General features: G+C 53.8%; 18 protein-coding genes. 4 read left to right on the forward strand and 14 right to left on the reverse strand.

Annotated features, from left to right (window positions below):
* Window position 1: 1 nt before the first annotated feature.
* From ABYV89_RS01650 to lpxA, 13 genes are all read right to left on the reverse strand, one after another.
* Entirely contained in the window at window positions 2-979 is a 978-nt protein-coding gene (locus tag ABYV89_RS01650; protein WP_432821178.1) for a type II secretion system F family protein, read from the reverse strand.
* Between the two features lie 9 nt (window positions 980-988).
* Window positions 989-2,287 (reverse strand): CpaF family protein, encoded by a 1,299-nt coding sequence (locus tag ABYV89_RS01655; protein WP_432821179.1) that lies wholly within the window; start codon window positions 2,285-2,287, stop codon window positions 989-991.
* 99 nt (window positions 2,288-2,386) lie between these two features.
* Entirely contained in the window at window positions 2,387-3,556 is a 1,170-nt protein-coding gene (locus ABYV89_RS01660) for an AAA family ATPase (RefSeq protein WP_432821180.1), read from the reverse strand.
* 42 nt (window positions 3,557-3,598) lie between these two features.
* Window positions 3,599-4,969 carry a TadG family pilus assembly protein gene (locus ABYV89_RS01665; RefSeq protein WP_432821181.1) on the reverse strand — a complete coding sequence of 457 codons (1,371 nt, stop codon included), beginning with the start codon at window positions 4,967-4,969 and terminating at the stop codon, window positions 3,599-3,601.
* The gene (locus ABYV89_RS01670; RefSeq protein WP_432821182.1) at window positions 4,966-5,424 is read right to left on the reverse strand and encodes a TadE/TadG family type IV pilus assembly protein; all 459 of its coding nucleotides are present in this window, start codon (window positions 5,422-5,424) and stop codon (window positions 4,966-4,968) included. Before ABYV89_RS01670 ends, ABYV89_RS01665 begins: the two co-directional genes overlap by 4 nt.
* A gap of 41 nt (window positions 5,425-5,465) precedes the next feature.
* On the reverse strand, window positions 5,466-5,741 hold the full coding sequence (locus ABYV89_RS01675) for a hypothetical protein (RefSeq protein ID WP_432821183.1): 276 nt from the start codon (window positions 5,739-5,741) through the stop codon (window positions 5,466-5,468).
* 20 nt (window positions 5,742-5,761) lie between these two features.
* A complete protein-coding gene (locus tag ABYV89_RS01680) occupies window positions 5,762-7,351 on the reverse strand; it encodes a type II and III secretion system protein family protein (RefSeq protein ID WP_432821184.1) in 1,590 nt (529 codons plus the stop codon).
* Window positions 7,352-7,369: 18 nt separating this feature from the next.
* Window positions 7,370-8,197 carry a Flp pilus assembly protein CpaB gene (gene cpaB / locus ABYV89_RS01685; RefSeq protein WP_432821185.1) on the reverse strand — a complete coding sequence of 276 codons (828 nt, stop codon included), beginning with the start codon at window positions 8,195-8,197 and terminating at the stop codon, window positions 7,370-7,372.
* 81 nt (window positions 8,198-8,278) lie between these two features.
* The gene (locus ABYV89_RS01690) at window positions 8,279-8,875 is read right to left on the reverse strand and encodes a prepilin peptidase (protein ID WP_432821186.1); all 597 of its coding nucleotides are present in this window, start codon (window positions 8,873-8,875) and stop codon (window positions 8,279-8,281) included.
* 40 nt (window positions 8,876-8,915) lie between these two features.
* On the reverse strand, window positions 8,916-9,092 hold the full coding sequence (locus ABYV89_RS01695; protein WP_432821187.1) for a Flp family type IVb pilin: 177 nt from the start codon (window positions 9,090-9,092) through the stop codon (window positions 8,916-8,918).
* Between the two features lie 79 nt (window positions 9,093-9,171).
* Entirely contained in the window at window positions 9,172-9,348 is a 177-nt protein-coding gene (locus ABYV89_RS01700; RefSeq protein ID WP_432821188.1) for a Flp family type IVb pilin, read from the reverse strand.
* Between the two features lie 28 nt (window positions 9,349-9,376).
* On the reverse strand, window positions 9,377-10,777 hold the full coding sequence (locus ABYV89_RS01705; protein WP_432821189.1) for an ATPase: 1,401 nt from the start codon (window positions 10,775-10,777) through the stop codon (window positions 9,377-9,379).
* Between the two features lie 432 nt (window positions 10,778-11,209).
* Window positions 11,210-12,001, reverse strand: coding sequence for an acyl-ACP--UDP-N-acetylglucosamine O-acyltransferase (gene lpxA / locus ABYV89_RS01710; protein ID WP_432821190.1), 792 nt, complete (start codon window positions 11,999-12,001; stop codon window positions 11,210-11,212).
* Between the two features lie 93 nt (window positions 12,002-12,094).
* Between lpxA and ABYV89_RS01715 the strand changes: the two genes are divergently transcribed.
* Both ABYV89_RS01715 and ABYV89_RS01720 read left to right on the forward strand, forming a co-directional pair.
* Entirely contained in the window at window positions 12,095-12,625 is a 531-nt protein-coding gene (locus ABYV89_RS01715) for a ferredoxin domain-containing protein (RefSeq protein WP_432821191.1), read from the forward strand.
* 11 nt (window positions 12,626-12,636) lie between these two features.
* Entirely contained in the window at window positions 12,637-13,230 is a 594-nt protein-coding gene (locus tag ABYV89_RS01720) for an NUDIX hydrolase (RefSeq protein ID WP_432821192.1), read from the forward strand.
* Between the two features lie 6 nt (window positions 13,231-13,236).
* Here ABYV89_RS01720 and ABYV89_RS01725 read toward each other — a convergent pair whose 3' ends face one another.
* Window positions 13,237-14,919 carry a hybrid sensor histidine kinase/response regulator gene (locus ABYV89_RS01725; protein WP_432821193.1) on the reverse strand — a complete coding sequence of 561 codons (1,683 nt, stop codon included), beginning with the start codon at window positions 14,917-14,919 and terminating at the stop codon, window positions 13,237-13,239.
* A gap of 433 nt (window positions 14,920-15,352) precedes the next feature.
* Here ABYV89_RS01725 and ABYV89_RS01730 point away from each other — a divergent pair, with 433 nt between their 5' ends.
* Entirely contained in the window at window positions 15,353-15,691 is a 339-nt protein-coding gene (locus ABYV89_RS01730) for a P-II family nitrogen regulator (protein ID WP_432821194.1), read from the forward strand.
* Between the two features lie 72 nt (window positions 15,692-15,763).
* Entirely contained in the window at window positions 15,764-17,173 is a 1,410-nt protein-coding gene (gene glnA / locus ABYV89_RS01735) for a type I glutamate--ammonia ligase (protein WP_432821195.1), read from the forward strand.
* Window positions 17,174-17,239: the final 66 nt, after the last annotated feature.

Raw genomic sequence — 17,239 nt, forward strand, 5'->3', positions numbered from 1 at the left:
CCTATAATTCGACAGCTACGATTTTTTTCATGACGAGCGCACCGAAAATCATGCCGATGCTGGCTGCAACAATCATGATCATTCCCATTTGTTCTGACCAGAGCAGCGATATGTACTCGTAATTGGTCAGATACAGGTACAGCCCCATCGTGATAGGGAGCAGCAGTAAGATAATTGCCGAGAGGCGGCCTTCGGCGGTCAGTGTATTGACCAGGCGGTGAAATTTAACCCTTTCCCGGATGAGGGTGCTGATATTGTCGAGAATTTCGGCGATGTTTCCGCCCGTTTCCTTCTGGATCTGGATGGTGATGGCAAAAAATCTCAGGTCGCGGCTTGGTATCCGGGTGCACAGATGTTCAAGCGCTTCGTTGAATGAAAGGCCGAGATTTATTTCATCAACGGTAACGGCAAATTCCGTTTTCAGCGGGTCGTCCATCTCTTTGGCCACCATTTCAAAGCCCCCGGTCAGGGCATGGCCTGACCTCAAGGCTCGTGCCAGAAAGTCGAGCGCTTCGGGAAATTGTTCCTGGAATTGTGCCAGCACCCGCGCCTGTCTGTGCCTCAGGTAAAGGGAAGGCAGAACCAGGAGAAAGAGGCCGATAGCGATCGGCGCTTCGGGCTGGTTCATGTAGATTTGGGCGGCACAGGCCCCCATGGCGGCCAAGGCCAGGCTGACGAAAATGAAAGTGGAGGCGTTGAGCGCAATTCCGGCCCTGATCAGCATCCGGTCGAGGCTGGCGAGGCGGGGAAAGGAATAAGCCAGGCGCTCGAAAAATCCCGCATTCTTGAGCAACTCTCGCTTGTAAATAGAGAAGGTTTCCTTGTTGTAGCCGCCCCCGGCCGACATGTAGAGCAGGCGTTTGCGGATCGTCCGTTTTTTTGCATAACGGCTTTCGGTGACCGCCAGGAACAGCATGCCGATGAGGGATGTGGCAAAAAGAAAGACGGCCCCCAAAAAAAGAACGCGTAACAGGTCCATAAAACCTCCTTATTCGCCGCAGCGCTCCGAAATAAAATAGTCGTAAGGCACTTTGACCCCGGCGATTTCCATCTTTTCGCTGAATTTGGGTCGAATCCCCGTGGCAGTAAAGCGGCCAAGGACTTTGCCGGATGGATCGATCCCCTTTTTTTGAAAAACGAAAATATCCTGCAGGGTGATGATGTCTCCCTCCATGCCGGTGACTTCGCTGACCGAGGTGATCTTGCGGGTTCCGTCTGCCAGTCGTGACACCTGGACGATCAGGTCAAGCGCCGATGACATCATGAAGCGCATGGAATTATTCGGCAGGTTGATGCCGGTCATTAGCATCATCGACTCAAGCCTGGTCAGCGAATCGCGGGGGGAGTTGGCGTGGATCGTTGTCAGTGAACCTTCATGCCCGGTATTCATCGCCTGCAGCATGTCAAAGGCCTCAGCCCCGCGAACCTCGCCGACGATGATCCGGTCGGGGCGCATTCTCAGGCTGTTGCGCACCAGGTCGCGGGGAGTGACTTCCCCGGTTTGCTCGATGTTCGGCGGCCTGGTTTCGAGTCGCACCACGTGGTTCTGCTGCAGCTGCAATTCGGCCGCGTCTTCGATGGTGACGATGCGGTCAGAGTGGGGGATATGGCTCGATAGAACGTTGAGCAGTGTGGTTTTGCCGGCGCCGGTGCCGCCGGATATCAGGATGTTTAATTTGGCTTGAACGCATCCTGCCAGAAATTCGGCAATGTCCCGGGTCAAGGCTTCATTCCGGATAAGATCCTCGGTTTTCAGCGGGTTGACCGCAAATCGGCGTATCGAAAGAATCGGTCCGTCGATTGCCAGCGGCGGGATGATGGCGTTGACGCGCGAACCGTCCGGCAGGCGGGCATCGACCATGGGGGTCGATTCATCGACCCGCCGCCCGACCCGGGAAACAATCCGGTCGATGATATTCATCATGTGGGCGTCGTTCAGAAAGCGACTTTTGGTTTTTTCCAGCAGGCCGAATCGTTCGACATAGATGTTCATATAGGTATTACAGAGTATATCGGAAACGCTTGCGTCCTGCAGAAATGGCTCCAGTGGTCCCAGGCCTTTGATTTCGTTCACTATTTCCAGGATGAACTGCTGTCGCTCGCTTTCGTTCATCAGGGCGTTTTCCCTGGCCAGAAACTGGCTGATCGTCTGGCTGATTTCAGGGATGATTTCTGCAACGTCGAGTTTTTCCAAAACCATCAGGTTCAGTTCTTCAACCAGTTGGCCATGAATTTTTCGCTTCAACTCATAATATTGATCATCCCTTTCCCATTGCGGGTGGTTCAACTCCTTTTCCTGAGCCGGATTTGCGGCCGGAGGGCTGGCCGCGCTCGCCGTTGATTTGTCATTTTTGAACAGTAATTTTTTAAAGGACACAATTCCCTCCTAGACCGTTTTGCCGAAGAGTCCTTTGACGCCCCGGTAGTCAGTTGAATCAGCCGGATGCTGCAGCTTTTGAACAAATTCCTGAATGTTTTTGGCAAGACAGGTTTTGGGCTGGTGCCTGACCAGGGGGACTCCCATGTTTATCGATGAAATTGCGCAGTCAAAATCATTTGGGAAAAGCCAGTAAATACGTTTTTTCAGGGTTTCCTCGATCTCTGAAATGGTGAGGTTTTTGCCCTTGATAAAGCGGGTAACCGCTATTTCCACCTTCTCTGCAGTGACCCCTCTTTTTCTGATCAGGTCGATCAATCTCGAGCAGTTGCGAATGGCGGGAACGGAGAGGTCTGTCAGCACGAACACTTTTTCAGAGGCGTTGAAAACCTCTACCGAGCAACTGTTGATAGACATCGAGGTGCAGTCAACAATGGTGGTGTCGTAATGTTTTCTGATCAGACCCAGAATGGTTTCTATCTGGGCCGCGTTGATGTTCATGGTTTCTTCCGGGTCATGCGGGGCGGGCAGAAAATTTATTCCCGAAGCGTGACGCGTCATGGCTCCCTGAAGAAAGGATGAATCGAGGCGGTGGAAATTACTGCAGAGATCAGAAATGGTCTTTTGTGGAAGAATGTCAAGAAGGGTGGAACTGTCACCTGACTGCAGGCTCATGTCGACCAGGGCTATGCGCCTCTTGTCATTCTCAGCCAGGGCCGCTGCCGTGTTGACGGCAACGACTGTAGCGCCAAGCCCCCCCTTGCTGCTAATAAAACTGTACAGGTGCCCCTGCGCTTTTGAGGGGGCGGCCGGAGCTTTTGCGCGAATCTCTTCAATAGCATTTTTAAAGGATTCTGCCGAAAGGGGAGGGATCAGGTACTCCGATACCCCAGACTTCATCACGGCGACGATGTGTTTCGGGTCCTGTACGGCAGAGATCAGGATGATCGATGTGGCAGGGAAGTTGTCCCTGAGGAGCTGCAGCGTGGAAAATATTTGCCCTGCTTCTCCTTCTCCGGCGATGATCATGATGTCGGGTCCGGGGCTTGTGTCCTCCATGTCAGCTGCCCAGTTGCCCTGAGTCGCTTTTACGTTGGGCAGCGTCCCGGCCTGCTCAATGACCCACCTGGAAAGTGTATCGTCAGAGGTATTTATATGGATCGAAATCTCGGTTGACATCGAACTCCTCGTAGGCAATGAACAGAAACATAGGTGTTTGATCTAATCTACAAGGACCGGTCTTCTGGTGAGGTTTCCAAAGTTGGATCCCCCGGAGCCACCTTTCCCGATATCCAATTCGCAACGTGGTTTGAAATATAGGGATTTTTTTACATAGGGTGCATTGATCTCCTGGCCATTGCTATCGTAGTCCTTTAAATTGAAATGCTTGGTGAAGCTGTTCCAGCGAGCTTCGCCGTTGGCGAATGTTTCGCCCACCTTCGGCCAGTCCTCCATTTGAGTTGGGGCCTTTTTATACTGAGGGTCGGTTTGGTCTGTGATCCAGACTATCTCGACGGTTGCCACGCCATCTACTGGCGGACAATTGCCCACATTTTTATCCTCACCGCAATTCACTACAGGCAATCTAACTGTCCAGGGGATGTTGCCATTAGCATCCAGCCAAGCCTTCCAACAATCTATGATTGTGTCCAAAACCGGTTCGGCTTGCCCCCCGGTGGTGTTCAGTGTTGACGTTTTCACCATTATCGGATCATTTGTGTCTCTTTCACAGGGGTTCTTTTTTCCACCAGTAAAGACGTCCAGAATGTCGCTGGTGTTGGTGCCATGGCAGGTCTTGCTGTCTCCCTCCAGGTCTGTCCAGCCTCCGGTATTAAATCCGCCGGTGCCTTTTCCACTGTTTATCATTCTTCCGGTAGTGCAAGAAGATATGGTCACCCCGTTTATATTTATTTCTTGAATGCTGTAACTGCAAAGAACGATGGGGAGATCTACTTCGAATGGTATGCCGGTGAAACCTAGATAGGCGATGGCCTCGGCCTGGCGGACGAAGCTGTTAAAGCCAAATATTCCTGCAAGAAATGATGTTGCTGGTGTGGCCTCCCTGTGGGTGACGACCCGTACCGCATTGATCAGGGGAGGGTTCCCGTCTGTCCCGTCCATGGCGTAAAGCTCTTCATTTGTGCGCCCGACCAGGTTAACAACCTGGGTCGAATTGCTGGAGGTAAATGCTTTTGTGAGAGGATTCCAGTGGCCTCGTTGCACGTCCTCGTTGTTGTTCTGGGCCCAGGTGATTTCAACCACCAACTGTTCGCTTTTGTTTTGTGCTGCGGTTTCAGCGGCGATACGATTGGAGACCATGTTTACGGCATCACCTGGTTTCAGTGAGCCAGCGCCGTCTGGATCTTCATACAATGCCTGGGCGCCAGCTAGAGCACCGGCGTCAGCGGCGTTTTGCAGCTCTTTTTGAACCACCGCGAGGTGGCCAAAATCAATGGCAAAGGCCGCAAAGCCGACTAAGACAAGAATTAGGATCGCCACAATAACAGCGATTGCTCCACCCTCCTGTTTGAATTTGTAATAGAGTGAGGTAGAGATGTTTATTGAAGTGACCGATCTCGAACTTTTACTCATTCCACCCTCATGGTTGTGCTGGATGCCAGGTTGACAGTTACTGGAAATGCGTCCCCCGTAACCATATTTAATAGGCCAATTATCGGGGGAAGAATCAGGTAATCATGAGCATAGGAAACTGTAACCTTAATGTAGGCCCCTGAGGGAACCGTACTTGGATCTGGAGGGTCAAAGGTTGTAGCTATTGTTCCTGAGCCGATTTTAAATAGAGTCGTATCCAGAACGTCTTTCACTACCCCTTTGAGCTCTGCCTCGGAAGGTTTTAGGGAAGCTGGCTGCCAAAGAGAAGCTACGCGGGCACCCTCTCTGCTTGCACTCGTCACCATGGCCTTGTTATAAAAAGCAATTCCGAAGTCGGTGATCCCGGCCACAATCGCCAGAAGAAGCGGAAAAATGAGAGCGAATTCTAATGCCGCGGCGCCCCTTTCGCCTTTTGAATTCTTATCTTTCCTCATAGCTTTCACCTGTTCTTTCTTGTTCTATTTATGGTTTTGCTCTATTTGCCTGCCTCAACACCGAAATTGAAGACATTCGTCTGTTCAGGTTTTTCCGAAAAGGTCCCGTTGTAGACCCCCATGATTTCTTCGGCAGTGATCCCTTCAATGCCTTCAGGCGATATGGTCCCGTGAGGGTGGTTTTTGTTGATGATCTGCTGGTCCCAGGCGGCCATCTGCGCCTTGCCGAATTCCCGGTCGAGAGTGTAGGCCTCTTCCATGGTGGCACATCCGGCAAGCAAGAAAAGCAGGGCGGCGGTGAATGCAAAATATTTCATGGTTTATTCTCCCTGTTTCGCTATTGGACGGGTTGATAGCCAAAGGAGCCTTCGAGGCCACCTTTTTTATCTTCGAGAGATGAAAATGAAAAGAATGAATGCCGACTCATGCCGGAATGGCTGACCGGGCCACGGTCGCCCTCAAGGCGCCCCTCGAGATAATATTCATAACCGTTGGGAGTTTTCATGTATTCACCAGGAAACTGAATGGACCCTTCTTTTACCGGTTTGACGAGATGCGGCGTGACAGCGATCAGCAGATCGGTTTTTTGTTGCTGGTAACCGGTGCTTCTGAACAGTGAGCCAAGAATCGGGATGTCGCCCAACCCGGGGACCTTCTTGACTTCTTCCCGCAGGCTGTCTTGAAGCAGGCCTGCCAGTGCGAGGGTCTGTCCGTCCTTAAGCTGCACCGTTGTTTCGAGCTTACGTGAAGAGAGGTTAGGTACGACAAAATTGGTCCCCACAATCCCGGCTGGGATCGCGTTTGCTGAAGTGATTTCACTGACACTTGGTGCCACGCGAAGGCTGATCGTCCCGTCACTCAGAACGACTGGGGTAAACCTTAGAGAAACACCGAATTCTTTCCATTCAATGGTGATTTCGTTGTAATCGGAAGCGACGGGGACCGGGAATTCGCCGCCTGCCAGAAAGCTGGCCTCCTGGCCGCTTTGGGTTACCAGGCGAGGCTCTGCGAGAGTGCGAGCCAACCCCTCGTTTTCAAGGAACTTAAGGCCGGCTGTTACGTTGTCGATCCTGGCGAAGAGGTTTGCGTCGTTGCCGGCGAAATTCAATAGAAGGGAGCCCGGATTTTGAATCAGTCCGTTAATGGCGCCTTCAAATGTTCCTGACTGGGTGAGGGCATTCGGGAATTGCGCTGTTACAAAAGCATCTGTAATAGATGTGAGAACCCCCGAGGTTCCAAATGCGCCGGTGAAGTCATTGCCGAGTCCGGCCAGACCGAGAGCGGCCTGCCAGTCTTTTTCCGAAGTTCTCGAGACTTCGGCAAACTTGACTTCGAGCATGACCTGTTGCACGCCCCCAACCTTCAGCAGGTTGGTAATCCCTGCCCCGGAGTGCCCTGTCCCCTGTTGACCCCCTTCGCCCTCAGCCAATTTGGGGAGAAACGTCTGGGTAAGACGGATGACCTGCTCAACAATCTCGGGGCCCGTGACCGTCCCTGAAAGAACAACCCCGGTTTCTGAGGCATAGACCCGGATATCCTGGCTTGGGGGAGGGTAGAGTTCGGAAATCTTCTGTTTGAGCCCGGTAACGTCGAGGAAGACGATGACATCGACGATCTTTGGTTCTTCCCCGTCCTTTTCCCAGAGGATCAGGCTGGTCGAGCCTAGTTTTTTTCCGAACACATAGAAGAGCTTGGGAGAAACGATCTGAACATCGACGATGTCCGGGTTGATGGCCGAAACGCGTTTGAAGCGTGGGGCGACCAGTTGCGACCAGTATTGTCCTGGATCGACCAGTTGCGACCCGCCTACCTTGAGAACGATCTGTTTCTCAGCAGTATCGGAACCCAGCGCCGAGTGAAACGGAATGATGCAGAAAATTACAGCCAGTGCCCATATCAACACTTTGAAAACCCCGCGGTTCTTCATGCTGGCCTCCCAGATGGATTAAAGTCTTTCATCAGAATTGATATTTTTGAATTTAACTTTTTCAGGCTTTGATGACCCTCGAATCACTTCGACAGTATATGTTTCGGGCTTGGGCGCGTAATAAACGCGCTTGGCCGGCCTGGTGACCGCTTTTGCCACCTTGGTTTCGAGTTCTTCTTCGTTTTCAAGGGGGGTTCTCAGCGACAGGTGGATCTCTCCCTTGTTGACCTGCAAAGCGAGAATCTCAGCCTGTTTTGGCTCCAGCTCAAGGGTAACGGTGCGGACAATCTTGGCTTGTCCGTCTTCGGTGAAGGTTTCCTGGGCAATCGCAAGAACCTTGATGTTCTTCAGAATGGTTTTGGAGGTTTTATTGTTCTGGCCATGAGTTTCGATACCGATAATATCAACCGAGGTGTTAGGCAGCACGAAACCGCCCACCCCGGTCACCTCGTCGACGCGGACGGCCATGGCGCGCATCCCCGGTTTGATCAAGGCGACCAGCCCCGCCCCGGAGCCTGGCGCTGCCAGTTCGACTGCAAGAACCGGCTGCCCGGCTGCCAGCTGGGTGACGGCGATGCGGTTTTCAACCAGGGCAACGTCATGAAAGGCGCCCTTGGGCAGGTTGGCCTTGGGCCACTCGGCGAGGGACAGGTTCTCTTTGCTAAGTGGTGTGCCGATGCTGATATCCCTGGATGCGACGACAACCTGGGCCAGGGGCACCGTGTCTTTGACGATGATGTTGGCTTCGCTGTTGCGCGAAGACAGCCATTTGTTTGCAAGCACCACCGCCATCAGGCCAAAGATGATTGCCACTGCAAAAGTTAATAATCCCCCGTATTTTTTCATTTGTTCCTCCAATGGAAGGGTGTGTAATTATGATGAGGCCAGGGGGATTACCAGATGCCCCCTCGCTCTAGATTTCGATAGTCAGAAAATCGCCCCCCAGTTAAGAAATGCGCAGTAGCCGAAGGCGATGGCAGAGGCATAGGGGAATTTTAGTTTTTCACCAGTCGCAACTGGTTGAAATGCTTGTCGTTCTTTGGTTGCCAAGAATGCAAAGATAGCTGCACGCCAGGTGGTAAGACGCTCTGACAGGTTGGGGTCGAAAAGGTAATGAAGAATGGACAGCACACCACCGATCAAGGAGGTATAGAGAAAGACTTGAAAAATGGCGCCTGGCCCGAGCAGTGCCCCAAGGGCGGCCAAGGCTTTAACGTCACCGGCCCCCATGCCGCCCATCAGATAGGGGATTAGAAACAGCAGCAATCCCAGCACCAGCCCCATGGCGGCGAAAAATAAACCGTTGGCGCCGGTGTTGAACCAGTTCAGCCCCAAGCCGACAATAGCGAAGCTCAGCGTCGTGATATTGGGGATTTTTGCCTTGATGGTATCGATTAAACAAATAAGGGTTAAAAATACAGCCGTAACAGCTACGGCAGGATTTGGCCAATTTTGGCAGAAAAAAAGAATGGAGATGGTCATAGAGCTCAAACCTGTGATTAAACGAAAAATGTTTTTACTCATATGACCATCCCCATATTCACTTTATTTACAATTCAATGTATTATTTTGTTAATTCTGTGTTGACTTTACCAAACAAAGACTTCAATCCCCCAGCCATCGTTGTTACAGTGCCAATAATGGCTACGGCAACCAAAGCCACCATGATTCCGTATTCAACTGCCGTTGCACCTTCTTCATCATTCATAAAACGCTTGAGCCCTTCCATCATCTTTTTCATATCTATCTCCTTGTGTTGTAAGAGGCGGACTATCCGCCTTGGTTGGTATTTTGTTTTTATACATCATGTGTAAAGCCGATTATTTAGGGAACTTTTCTACACAATTGGAAAACAAAGTATTCAGATTGCTCCCGAACGCGGCCACGGTCCCAGCTATAACCGCTGCGATTAAACCGGCCATGATTGCGTACTCGACAGCCGTTGCCCCTTCGTCATCTTTTAATAATCCTTGAAATAAATCCCTTATTGATTTCATAAGCACCCCTTATAGTTCCTGATTGTAATTATAGAAAATAATTCTCCCAGGCCCTACTCACCGTCTCTTTGGTAAGCTCCGGAACCTTGTCGTGGTAGCGGCATTCGTCGATGACGTGGTCGATAAGATCCCGAGGTTGGCAGGCGCTGAGTTTCTGGTCGTATTTTATATAGTGATCGATCATGAGGTAGTCGAACATGTCTGTTTTGAATTCGACGCCCTGGTCTTCGCACACCTGTTGGAAGATTCTTTTATAATCTTCCATGGTGGGGTGATCCATTTTGAACTTGTATCGAATACGGCGCAGAAACGCCTCGTCAACAAGGGATTTGGGGTCGTTGTTGGTCGAGAAGATAACCAGCTGGTCAAAAGGTATGTCGAATTTGATTCCGGTGTGCAGCGACAGAAAGTCGATGTGACGCTCGAGATTGATGATCCAGCGGTTGAGCAGGTCGTCGGGGCGCATCCGCTGGCGGCCAAAATCGTCGACGATGAAAAGGCCGTTGTTGGCTTTCATCTGGAGCGGTGCCTGGTAGGTTTTGGAGACGGGATTGAACTGGAGGTCGAGCATGTCGAGAGTCAGTTCGCCGCCGGTGATGACGACCGGTCGTCTGATCTCGATCCAGCGTTGGTCAAGGCCGGTATCTTCGTGTTCCGAAGATGCCACCCTGTGCGTGACGGCATCGAATACGGTGATGATCTGTCCCCCCACGATGACCGCGTGCGGGATGAACACGGATCCCGGGAGCACGTCGGCGACGGTTTCGGCGACGGAGGTTTTGCCGTTGCCCGGCGGTCCGTAGATGAAAATGGGGTGGCCCGAACTGATCGCCGGTCCGATCCGGTTTAGAAAGTCATCGGTCAGGGTGAGGTGTGAAAAAGCGCTGATGACGCTACCTTTATTGACGATGATGTTCTTGATGGTCTGCAGGTTGACCATTTTACGGTAATGGTCGAGCGTGACCGGGGCCGGTCCGATGTATCTGCAGACCTTCAGGCTCTCGGCGGCAGCGGCCTTACCGGTTTCGGTTATGGCGAAGCGGAAGGAGGTTTTGCTGAATTCGTTAGACCCTTTGACTTCGATGAATTTGTCTTTTCGCAACGAATCGATAGTTGCTTCGAGGATGGAGGCGGAAAGCTTCATCTGCCTGGAGAGATCCTGCAGTTTGAATTCGCCGAGAAAGAGGCTGTGCTTCAATGCCAGGTCGGCGAGAAAGGCGGGATCCAGTTCGGTATCCGCGATGGATTTTGGCGGCGCCGGTTTTTTCCCCAGAACTTCCCTGAGTTCACTCTCGGAGATGAATCCCAGTGAAACCAGATTGTGCCCCAGGCGCTGCCCGTAGCTTTTTTGCCGGGCCAACGCTTCATGCAGTTGTACCGGGGTGATGATTCGTTCTTTTAATAGATGTTGTCCCAGTGCAGATACCATAGCTTCTAACCAGAGTAAGAAGGTTTGTTTTATGGCTCAATTATATCTGCAATGAGAAAAATTCAAGGGAGGGTGAAGAGAAAGATTGGAAAATTTTAGTAATGAGAGCTGTTTTCTCGACATTTTATTTATTTTATGAAAGACTGATAAGTAAAATTAGTCAGCATTAACAATATGTTGCGTTTTAATGTTTATTTCACGGATTGTGTACGAAAAAAAATTACACTCATGAGTAACTGTGGTTGCGTTGTGGGCCCGGCCTCCCTGATCCGCTGTGCCGGGAATTGCTTACATTTGCAATCGGAATACGGTAGTATCGTAAGTAATAATATTAGCCAGGCAAGGTGAAATATTGAAGGAAGGGCAGGCCTTAATCGGCCTGCCCTGCAGAATCGATTTGCTGGAAGTGTTTTTGTGTGGTGGGGTTGCTGACTATTCTCTGCTTGAGCCCCGCCCGCTGCCGATGCCCCGTTTGCTGGCGCGGATAAAATCGAGCATCTGGCGGACGTCGTCGGTGACATCGAGGTCGTTTTCGACTTTGGCCAGCGCCTGGGCAAGGGGGAGATCCGAGCGGAATATTGCCTTGAACGCTTCTTTCACGGCGCGGACGCGGCGGACATCGAAGCCGTTTCGCTTGAGCCCGACGGCGTTGATGGCGCGAATCCAGCTGAGGCCGTCGTTGACGCAGAACGGCGGAATGTCTTTGACGGCGCCGGAACCGCCGCGCATCATGGCGAATGGGCCGATGCGGACGAACTGGTGAACCTGGCAGTTGCCCGAGATGATGGCCCGGTCTCCGACCTCGACGTGGCCGGCGAGCAGGGCGCCGTTGACAAGGATCACGTTGTTGCCGATGATGCAGTTGTGGGCGACGTGGCTGTTGACCATGAAGAAATTGTTGCTGCCGACGCGGGTGACCGTGCCGGGGCGGTTGCCGCGATGGATGGTTACCCCTTCGCGGATGATGTTGCCGTCGCCGATTTCGGTCCAGGCTTCTTCGCCCTTGTAGCCGATATCCTGCGGATCGTGGCCGACCACGGCGCCAGGGTAGATCAGGTTGTTGGCACCAAGGCGGGTCCAGCGCCCGACGTGGGCGCCGTGCAGCAGGCGGGTGCCGCTGCCGATGGTGACGTCGGCGTCGATGAAGGCGTGCGGGCCGACCTGGACATCGTCGGCCAGCCGGGCGTCAGGGTGGATATAGGCACTGGGGTGAATTTCAGGCATAATGGTCTCCTCTGATGGATGCGCAGCGCACATAGTGCAACGGCTGAAGGCGTTATTCAAGAAATATTATTACGATCAACAAAGGAGAAAAGGATGCTGATACTTAACCCTGAAACCGAGGCGCAGTCCGTTGAGCGGGCCGCCGAACTGCTCTGCATCGCCGCCCGCACGGCGCCCAAGGGCAAGGGGAAGGATCTGCTGGTAACGGCGGTGGTGAGTGGTGCCGAGATGTCCCGGTTGGCCGAAACCATGCGCAGGATATCGGTGCGTGATGAGGTTGCGTTCTTCGCCCGGGACGCGGGAAATCTCGAGCACGCCAGTGCGCTGGTGCTGATCGGCACGCGCAAGGAGCCGCTGGGGCTGCCCCACTGCGGATACTGCGGCTTTGTCGATTGCGAGGCCATGCTCAAGGCCGGCGGCACCTGCTCGTTTAATGCCGGCGACCTCGGTATCGCCGTCGGTTCGGCGGTCAGCCGGGCCGCCGATCTGCGCCTTGACAACCGGGTCATGTACAGCGCCGGCAAGTCGGCGATCGAGCTGGGACTGCTCGGCGAAGGGGTTATGATCGCCTACGGGATTCCCTTGTCGGTCAGCGGCAAAAGCCCCTTTTTCGACCGGGGCTGAGGCGCTGAACCATGAATAAAAAGAGCGAACTCTTCGATATCGTCGATGAAAACGACAACGTCATCGGCCAGGCCGCGCGCAGCCGTTGCCACGGTGACCCAAGCCTGGTTCACCGGGTGGCCCACGTTCTGGTTTTCAACGGCAGCGGCGAACTGCTGCTGCAGAAGCGGGCGCTGACCAAGGATGTGCAGCCGGGGCGCTGGGATACCAGCGTCGGCGGCCACCTGGATCCGGGAGAAAGCTACCTGGCTGCGGCCTGCCGGGAGATGGCGGAGGAGCTGGGCATCGTCGGCATCCCCCTGACCTTCATGTATCCTTCGCAGATGCGCAACGATTTCGAATCGGAAAACGTGATGACGTACCTGGCCCGCTACGATGGCGAGATCCGGTTCTGCCGGGAAGAGATCGACGCGGTGCGTTTCTGGTCGGCCGGCGAGATCGAGGCCGCGTTGGGCACCGGGGCGCTGACGCCCAACTTCGAGCAGGAATGGGAGTTGTTCAAGCAGTGGAATCGCCGCTACCCCGCGGCGAGCGGCGAGGGGATCGCGTTTTGTGCCGGTGACTCGTTTCCCGATTTGTCCCGGCGTTTGTCTGCCGACGAATGAACCCGTTCAGCTTTTCGGCTGGGCGATGGGCAGGGTGAAGGTGAAGCGGCTGCCGCAATGACCCTTTTGATCCGCCGGGCTGTCGACCCAGATTTCGCCGTTGTGGAGATTGATGATTTCTTTGCAGATGGCCAGCCCCAGGCCGGTCCCTTTTCGGTAGACGGTCGCCGTAGGCAGTTGTTCGTAGCGGTTGAAGAGGATTTTCTGCTGTTCTGCAGGGATGCCGCAACCGGTATCGGTGATGGTGATGCACAGGCATCTTGTCCCGCGGGTTTCAGGGCAGCAGCCTTCAGACTGGACGCTGATGGTGACCTGCCCCCCTTGGGGGGTGAATTTCGCGGCATTGCTGAGCAGGTTGGCAAAGACCCGGGACAGCTGTTTTTCATCGGCCAGAACCTGGGGCGTGCAGGCGGGGATGTCGATTGTCAGGGCCAGGCCGTTTTCGGCGAAGACCGCTGAAAGGGGGTTGATGACCTGGTGCACCAGCGGTCCGAGATTCAGCGGCGAAAGGCTGACTTTCATCTTGCCGGCCTCAAGTTTTGAATAGTCGAGAATGTCGTCGATCAGCTGCAGCAGCTGATCGCAGCCCCCCTGGATGTTTTTCAGGGCGTCCCGCTGCTCTGTGGAGACCTGCCCCAGGATGCCTTCGGCGAGCACGTCGGTGAAGCCGCTGATCCCGGTCAGCGGCGAGCGCATGTCGTGGACCAGCATCGATACCAGGTCGGCCTTGACGTTTTCGATTTCCTTGATTTGCTTGAGGTACTGGGCAACGATTTGAAACCGGTCGCCGATGATGTCGAGTGCGTGTCGCATGCCGTCGGTCAGCCGGCGTTTTCCGCCCTCAAAGAGGGTGATCGAGGCGAGCAGTTCGTTGCCGTCGCGGATCGGTATGGCTTTGATAACCTGGAACTGGGCCGGAGTGGCTTGTTCGGTGACATGTTCCTGGTCGATCAGCACGAAGCGGCACTTGAAGCGGTTGTCTAGATCCAGTCCGGCATCCCGCAGCATCACCTTCTTGGCCTGTTCGACAAACCGGGTCGGAACGGGCTCCGTCAGCTGCAGGCAGAGCAGGTATTTTTCGGTCCCTTCCCTGATCAGGATTCCTGCGGCACTGTAGCGGCAGATGATGGACAGGAAGTTGAAAAGTTCTTTGGCCATCAGGGTAGTGTCGTGGGTCAGGCGGGTCAGCTTGAGGACTTCGTTGGAGATGGTCGATTCGTAGAGCAGGCGATCGAGGATGCCGGTAATCTGGTTGCGGATGTCTTTGCCTTCAGGTTCATTGAGATGCCTGGACGAGGGGGGGGCCTTGGGGGGCCTGGAAGTCAGAAAGCTCTGTACGGCAGCAAGGATCTGGTCGAGATCGGTCGATTTTTCCAGAAAGAAGTCGGCTCCGGCTTTTTCGCCCCAGAAGCGGTCGTTCGGTTCGGACAGGTTGCTCAGCAGGATAATCGGAATATCTTTGGTCAGGGGATCGTTCTTGAGCAGGCGGCACAGGTGATAGCCGTTAAGTTCGGGCATCAGGATGTCGGAAAGGATCAGGTCGGGCGGCGAATGATAAACCGAGGCGATGGCCTGCATGCCGTTTTGCGCCGTCGCTGTTGCATATCCGGATGACTGGAGAAGATCCTGCAGAACGGCGAGCTGGGTCAGGCTGTCATCGACGATCAGGATCAGGTGGGATTCCGTCATTGAAACCTCATTGAGCTTTCTCTCGTCGAAACCGCTGCGCGAAGTAGGGAAAAGATCTTTTAGACAATAATTATTTTTACGCCCGCAGTCAAGTTTAACGCGATGTACGAATTGGCGGCACAGCTTTCAGGCGAAAAGCGGGGGGGTGCTGAAGGTTTGTGCAGGTGCTTCAATGTGATGCGTAAAAAATGATCTGTACTCCTGCATTGCTCGTTTGCGGACGTGGCGGCAAGGTCGCGTCCTGTTGACATTGTGTTGTAAAATCAAATAGTTAAGGATTTTTTTTTAATGTTTTGAATTTGGGCAGAGTATTTGCTCCTTGTTTTCTAGTCTGTTGTGATTGCAGGTGTCAATTCTCTTGCATGGAAAACGGAGAATGATATACTTACCCGCTCATTAACTACGCAGGAAATTTTACCCGGGAGGTATTGAGATGAGAAAAGTTGAAGCCGTTATAAAGCCCTTCAAACTTGACGAGGTCAAAGAGGCCCTGAACGAGATCGGTATCCAGGGCATCACGGTCAGCGAAGTAAAGGGTTTCGGCCGGCAGAAAGGCCATACGGAACTTTACCGGGGTGCTGAATATGTTGTCGATTTTATCCCCAAGATCAAGATGGAAATCATCGTCAGTGATGAAATGGCAACGAAAGTTGTAGAGGTTATTGCCGAGTCGGCCCGTACCGGGAGGATCGGCGACGGCAAGATTTTCGTAACGACCGTGGACGAGGTCGTCCGCATCCGTACAGGCGAGCGCGGCGACGACGCGCTTTGATTTTACGGGTAGTCAATTGAGTTTTGTGCCCCTGTGTGGACAGGGGCTAAATTCTTTTCAAGGAGATATAAGATGACCGCAAGAGAAGTCGTAGTTTTTGCTAAAGAAAACAATTGCCAGATGGTTGACTATAAATTTCTCGACTTCGTCGGGATCTGGCAGCATTTTTCCACCCCCGTGAGCGAGTTCAGCGAAGATACTTTTGAAGAAGGCATCGGTTTCGACGGCTCTTCGATCCGCGGCTGGCAGCCGATTCACAACAGCGACATGCTGCTGATGCCCGATCCCGCTACCGCCAAGGTTGACCCCTTCATCCAGGTGCCGACCCTGAGCATCATCTGCGACATTATCGACCCGATCACCCGTGAAGGTTACACCCGTGACCCCCGCTTCATCGCCAAGAAGGCCGAATCCTATCTGAAGTCGACCGGGATTGCCGATACCGCTTACTTCGGTCCCGAGCCCGAGTTCTTCATTTTCGACGACATCCGCTACGGCTCCAGCGCCAACGAGTCCTTCTACTGCATCGACTCCGTTGAAGGCGCCTGGAACACCGGCCGCGAAGAATTCCCCAACCTGGGTTACAAGCCCCGCCACAAGGAAGGCTACTTCCCTTGCGCTCCGACCGACTCCTTTGTCGACCTGCGCAACGAAATGGTCCAGGTTCTGCAGAGCGTCGGCATGCGCATCGAAGCGTCTCACCACGAAGTGGCTACCGGCGGTCAGAACGAAATCGATATGCGTTTCGACAGCCTGCTGAAGATGGGCGACACCCTGCAGTGGTTCAAGTATATCGTCAAGAACGTCGCGTTCCGCAACGGCAAGAGCGTCACCTTCATGCCGAAGCCGCTGTACGGCGATAACGGCTCCGGTATGCATTGCCATCAGTCCCTCTGGAAAGACGGCACCAACCTCTTCGCCGGCGACGGCTACGGCGGCCTCTCCAAGATGGCCATGTACTACATCGGCGGCATCATGAAGCACGCCAAGGCCCTGTGCGCGTTCACCAACCCCAGCGTCAACTCGTACAAGCGCCTGGTGCCGGGTTATGAAGCCCCGGTCAACCTGGCCTACTCCAACCGTAACCGTTCCGCCTCGATCCGCATCCCGGTGACCAACAATCCCAAGGGCAAGCGCGTTGAGTACCGTACGCCCGACCCGTCGTGCAACGGCTACCTGGCGTTTGCCGCCCAGCTGATGGCCGGCCTCGACGGTATCGAGAACAAGATTGATCCGGGCCAGCCGCTCGACAAGGACATCTACGGCCTTTCCCCCGAGGAACTCAAAGACGTTCCGAACGTCGCCCGCAGCCTCGAGGACGCCCTCAACCACCTGCGTGATGACCACGAGTTCCTGCTCAAAGGCGACGTCTTCACCGAAGACGTCATCGAGAAGTGGATCGAGTACAAGATGGAAGCCGAGGTCAACCCGAACCGTATGCGGCCGACTCCGACCGAGTTCGCCCTGTCCTACGACTGCTGATACAAGCTGTCTGCTCACCAAAAAGCCCCCGGTTCTGCCGGGGGCATTTTTTGTGGGTGATTTACT

The sequence above is a fragment of the Trichloromonas sp. genome (assembly GCF_041583255.1).
GTDB lineage: Bacteria > Desulfobacterota > Desulfuromonadia > Desulfuromonadales > Trichloromonadaceae > Trichloromonas.